The sequence below is a fragment of the uncultured Flavonifractor sp. genome (genome assembly GCF_944387675.1).
Lineage (GTDB): Bacteria > Bacillota > Clostridia > Oscillospirales > Oscillospiraceae > Flavonifractor.
The window spans coordinates 1-5,180 of the sequence record NZ_CALXFV010000130.1 but is presented as its reverse complement, the minus strand read 5'-3'; the positions used below and the strand labels follow the sequence as shown (position 1 = coordinate 5,180).

Here is a 5,180-nt window from a genome sequence, read left to right as displayed (position 1 = left end):
CTGGCCAAGCGCGACAGCGAGTGGATGGGCAAGGTGTACCGCTTCATGGGACTCACCGTGGGCCTGGTGATTCACGATATTCAGCCCAAGGACCGGAAGGCCTCCTACGCCGCCGACATTACCTACGGCACCAACAACGAGTTCGGCTTTGACTACCTGCGGGACAACATGTGCATTTACGCCTCCGAGATGGTACAGCGGGGCCACGCCTTCGCCATCGTGGACGAGGTGGACTCCATCCTCATTGACGAGGCCCGCACCCCCCTCATCATCTCCGGCCAGGGGGACAAGTCCACCCAGCTGTACACCATTGTGGATGACTTTGTCTCCCGGCTGAAGGGCCAGCGGGTGACCAGCGTGGACACCAAGGAGGAAGAGGACCCGGATGTGGACGCGGACTATATCGTGGATGAGAAGGCCCGCACCGTCACCCTCACCGCCCGTGGCATCCAGAAGGCCGAACAGCAGTTCCAGCTGGAGAACCTGGCCGACCCGGAGAACACCACCCTGTCCCACCACATCAACCAGGCCATCAAGGCCCGGGGCCTGATGAAGCGGGACATCGACTACGTGGTGAAGGATGGGGAGGTCATCATCGTGGACGAGTTTACCGGCCGGCTCATGTACGGCCGCCGGTACTCCGAGGGCCTGCACCAGGCCATTGAGGCCAAGGAGCACGTCACCGTGGCCCGGGAGTCCAAGACCCTGGCCACCATCACCTTCCAGAACTACTTCCGCCTGTATCAGAAGCTCTCCGGCATGACGGGTACCGCCATGACCGAGGAGGAGGAGTTCGGCACCATTTACGCTCTGGACATCGTGGAAATCCCCACCAACAAACCTCTGGCCCGGATTGACCACCAGGATGTGGTGTACAAAAACGAGGCCGGCAAATACCGGGCCATCGTCAGCCAGATTGAGGAATGCCACAAGAAGGGCCAGCCGGTGCTGGTGGGTACCGTCTCCATCGAGAAGTCGGAGCAGCTCTCCGCCATGCTCCGCCGCCGGGGGATACGCCACAACGTATTGAACGCCAAGTTCCACGAGAAAGAGGCGGAGATCGTGGCCCAGGCCGGCAAGCTTGGGGCGGTCACCGTGGCCACCAACATGGCCGGCCGCGGCACCGACATCATGCTGGGCGGCAACGCGGAGTTTCTGGCCAAGGCCGAGCTGCGGAAGGCCGGCCTGAGCGACGAGCTGATTGCCGAATCCACCGGCTTTGCCGAGACCGACAACCAGGAGATCCTGGACGCCCGGCGGATGTTCACCCAGGCGGAGGCCAAGTACAAGGATGAGATCAAGGAGGAGGCGGACAAGGTCCGGGCGGTGGGCGGCCTGTTTATTCTGGGTACCGAGCGCCACGAGTCCCGCCGTATCGACAACCAGCTCCGGGGCCGTGCCGGCCGCCAGGGCGACCCGGGCGAGAGCAAGTTCTTCCTCTCCCTGGAGGACGACATCATGCGCCTGTTCGGCTCGGAGCGGGTGATGGGCATGATGGAGAAGCTGGGGGTGGACGAGGACACCCCCATCGACGCCAAGATCCTCTCCAACGCCATTGAGAACGCCCAGAAACAGGTGGAGTCCCGGAACTTCCAGACCCGGAAAACGGTGCTGGAGTACGACGATGTGATGAACACCCAGCGGAAGGTGATCTACGAGCAGCGCCGGAAGGTGCTGGACGGAGAGAACCTGAAGGAAGTGGTGCAGAACATGCTCACCGGGGTGATTACCAACGAGGTGAACGCCCACCTGGGAGAGCTCAAGCACATGGACGCGGAGAACTGGCGGGAGGTGTGCGCTCAGTTCCGGGGCCTGTTCCTCACCGCCGAGGAGTTCAAGTTTGACGATGCCAAGCTTCAGGAATATGACGCCCAGGGCCTGATTGACCTGCTTCAGGGCCGGGCCAGCGCCGTATACAGCCGCAAGGAGGCCGAGCTGGGCGAGCCGCTGATGCGGGAGCTGGAACGGGTGATGATGCTCCGGGTGGTGGACGAGTACTGGATGGACAACATCGACGCCATGCAGGAGCTGCGCCAGGGCATCGGCCTGCGGGCTTACGGCCAGAACGACCCGGTGGTGGAGTACAAGCGGGAAGGCTACGAGATGTTCGAGCGGATGATCGCCGCCATTCAGGAGGAGACTCTGCGCCGCATTTTCCTGGCCCGCATCCAGGTGGGCTCCACGGTAAAGCGGGAGCGGGTGGCCAAGGTCACCGGCGAGAGCGCCGGGGCCGACGGCACCGTGAAAAAGCAGCCGGTGAAAAAGGGCAAAAAGGTGGGCCGCAACGATCCCTGTCCCTGCGGCAGCGGCAAGAAGTACAAGAAGTGCTGCGGCCGGTTTGAGGAAGACTAAAGACAGTCCAGGGGGATTCAAAACGGGTCGATGGAGGAACTGCATGAACATCATGGAACACAACAAGAACGGTCTGGTGTACCTCACCGCCGACGGCTTTGACGCCGCCGGCGGGGTAGCCCACGGCTTTTCCACCCGGCTGGGGGGCGTGTCCGACGGGATCTACGCCTCCCTCAACCTGGGCATGAACCGGGGCGACGACCCGGACAAGGTGGCGGAAAACTACCGCCGGTTCTGCGCCGCCATCGGCGCCGACCCGCGCCAGGTGGTGTGCGCCAGCCAGGTCCACGGGGACGTGGTGCGCACCGTTACCACCGCCGATTTGGGGGTGGGTCTGGACCAGCCGGAACCCTGGCAGGCAGACGGCCTGGTGACTGATATCCCAGGGGTGGTGCTCACCGTGTTTACCGCCGACTGCCTGCCCATCCTGCTCTACGACCCGGTGCGGAAGGTGGTGGGCGCCGTCCACGCCGGCTGGCGGGGTACCGCCCTGGGTATTGTCACCCGGGCGGTGGAGCGGATGGTGGAGTGCTACGGCTGCCAGCGGCTGGACATCCTGGCCGCCATTGGCCCGGGCATCTCCAAGTGCTGCTTTGAGACCCACGAGGACGTACCCAACGCTATGACCGAATCTCTGGGGGCCTCCGCCCTCCACGGCATTCAGGTGCTGCCCACCGGCAAGTTCCGGGTGGATTTGAAGGCCCTCAACGTCTGCCGGCTGAAGGCGGCGGGCCTGGACGAGGGCCACATCGCCGTTTCGGCCGACTGCACCGCCTGCCTGCCGGAGAAATACTGGTCCCACCGCTACACCCACGGCCAGCGGGGCAGCCAGGCGGCTATGATATCCTTGGCCTAGAAGATTCCGGCACTCCCTGTTTCGCGCCAAGCGGCGGGGGTGGAGATGGCTTTCCAGGCGGTGCATGCCCGGAAAGGCTGAATTTTTACTTGCGGCAGAAGGAGGCGGCAGTACACTGAAAAAATATCTGTATCTGTCTCTTGTCTTGCTGGTTCTCTGCCTGCTGCTGGCCGGCTGCACCGGGGAACCGGAGCCGGAGCCGACCCCCACACCCACACCCTCCGCCGCCCCGTCCGAGGCGGCGGAATTCGCCCTGGCCTGCTATCCCGAGGGAGGGTTCCATCCCATTACCGGGGGCAACCGCACCAACCTGTCCCTGGGCAGGCTGATCTATGAGGGGCTGTATGTTTTGGACCAGCAGTTTCAGCCCCAGGAGCAGCTGTGCGCCGGGTCCGTCCAGTCCGCCGACGGGCTGAGCTGGACCTTCACCCTCCGCGCCGGCGTCACCTTCTCCGACGGCAGTCCGCTCACCACCGGAGAGGTAAAGGCCTCCCTGGACCTGGCCCGCACCAGCACCCTGTACGCCGCCCGGCTGAGCGATATTACCCAGGTGACGGCGGAAGAGGGAACAGTGACGGTGAGTCTGAGCCGGCCCAACGGCGGTCTGCCCGCCCTGCTGGACATCCCTATTGTGAAGGAGACGGGATCCGTCCCCCTGGGGACCGGCCCCTATGTGCTCTCCCAGTCCGAGGAGAGCTGGTCCCTTACCGCCCGGCAGGACTGGTGGCAGAACCAGCCTCTGCCTCTGGAGGAGATTCCCCTGCGCACCATTCGGGAGACGGACGATCTGATCCACGCCTTTGACACCCGGGACATTGCCCTGGTCGCCACCGACCTTACGGGTACCAATGCCCTGGGTTTTTCCGGTTCCTTTGACACGGTGGACTACCCCACCAGCGTCATGCTCTACGTGGGCTTCAACGTCACCTCCGGACCCTGCCGGACCGCCCTGGTGCGCCAGGCCCTGCTGCGGGCCTTTGACCGGGCGGCGGTATCCACCGCCATCTACGCCAGCCACGCCCTGCCCGCCGCCCTGCCGCTCTCCCCCGCCAGCCCCTACTATCAGGAGGAGCTGGCCCAGGAGCTGGAGTACGCCCCCCAGCAGGCGGCGGAGCTGCTGGCCCAGGCGGGGTGGATCCGGGGGGACGGCGGCTGGACCAGCGGCAGGCAGCGGCTGAGTCTGAGCCTTGTGGCGCCGTCGGACAACGCCATCCGGGCCACTGCGGCGGAGCATCTGGCCAACGGCCTGAAGGAGCTGGACATCCAGGTAGAGCTGCGCCTGCTGGCTTGGGACGACTATTTGGCCGCCCTGGACGCGGGGGATTTCGACCTATATCTGGGGGAGGTGCGGCTTACCGCCGACTTTGACCTCACCGCCCTCATCACTCCCGGGGGAAGCCTGAATTTCGGCGGCTATGCCGACGAGCAGGCCGCCCAGCTGCTCCAGGCCTATCGGGCCGCCTCCGGCCAGGGCCGGGATCTGAGCGCCCGGCGGCTGAGCCAGCGGCTGATGGAGGAGCCGCCCTTCGGGGTGCTCTGCTTCAAAAACTGGTCGGTGCTCACCCAGTGGAGCCGCATTTCCAATCTGACGCCCACCCAGCAGAATGTGTTTTACGGCTTTGCCCAGTGGCGCATCGCCTAAGAGCCTAGACAGAGAGGGGAAATGGAAGTATATGGGGAAGGTATTTCGCTGTTTTGTGGAGAAAAAGCCGGGGTATGACGTGGAGGCCGGCCACCTGCTGGCCGAGCTGAAGGGAACCCTGGGGCTGAGCGGCCTTGCCGGCGTGCGGGTCATCCGCCGGTACGATGTGGAGGGCGTGGAGCCGGAGGCCTACCATGCCGCCCGGACCACCGTCCTGTCCGAGCCTCCGGTGGATACAGTCACCGACGAAGTGTTTGATCTTCCGGCGGACTGCCGGGTGCTGGCGGTGGAGGCCCTGCCCGGCCAGTACGACCAGCGGGCGGACTCCTG

4 protein-coding genes are annotated in these 5,180 nt (G+C 64.7%); all 4 read left to right on the top strand.

All coding sequences use genetic code 11. The features are described from left to right. The coding region (gene secA, locus Q0J74_RS10310; protein ID WP_297214324.1) for a preprotein translocase subunit SecA at nucleotides 1–2,352 on the top strand (2,352 nt) is incomplete at its 5' end. Nucleotides 2,353–2,395: 43 nt separating this feature from the next. After that, on the top strand, nucleotides 2,396–3,208 hold the full coding sequence (gene pgeF, locus Q0J74_RS10305) for a peptidoglycan editing factor PgeF (RefSeq protein WP_297214323.1): 813 nt from the start codon (nucleotides 2,396–2,398) through the stop codon (nucleotides 3,206–3,208). A gap of 145 nt (nucleotides 3,209–3,353) precedes the next feature. Further along, entirely contained in the window at nucleotides 3,354–4,850 is a 1,497-nt protein-coding gene (locus Q0J74_RS10300; protein WP_297214321.1) for an ABC transporter substrate-binding protein, read from the top strand. Between the two features lie 31 nt (nucleotides 4,851–4,881). After that, a partial coding sequence (locus Q0J74_RS10295) for a hypothetical protein (RefSeq protein ID WP_297214318.1) occupies nucleotides 4,882–5,180 on the top strand: 299 nt, incomplete at its 3' end.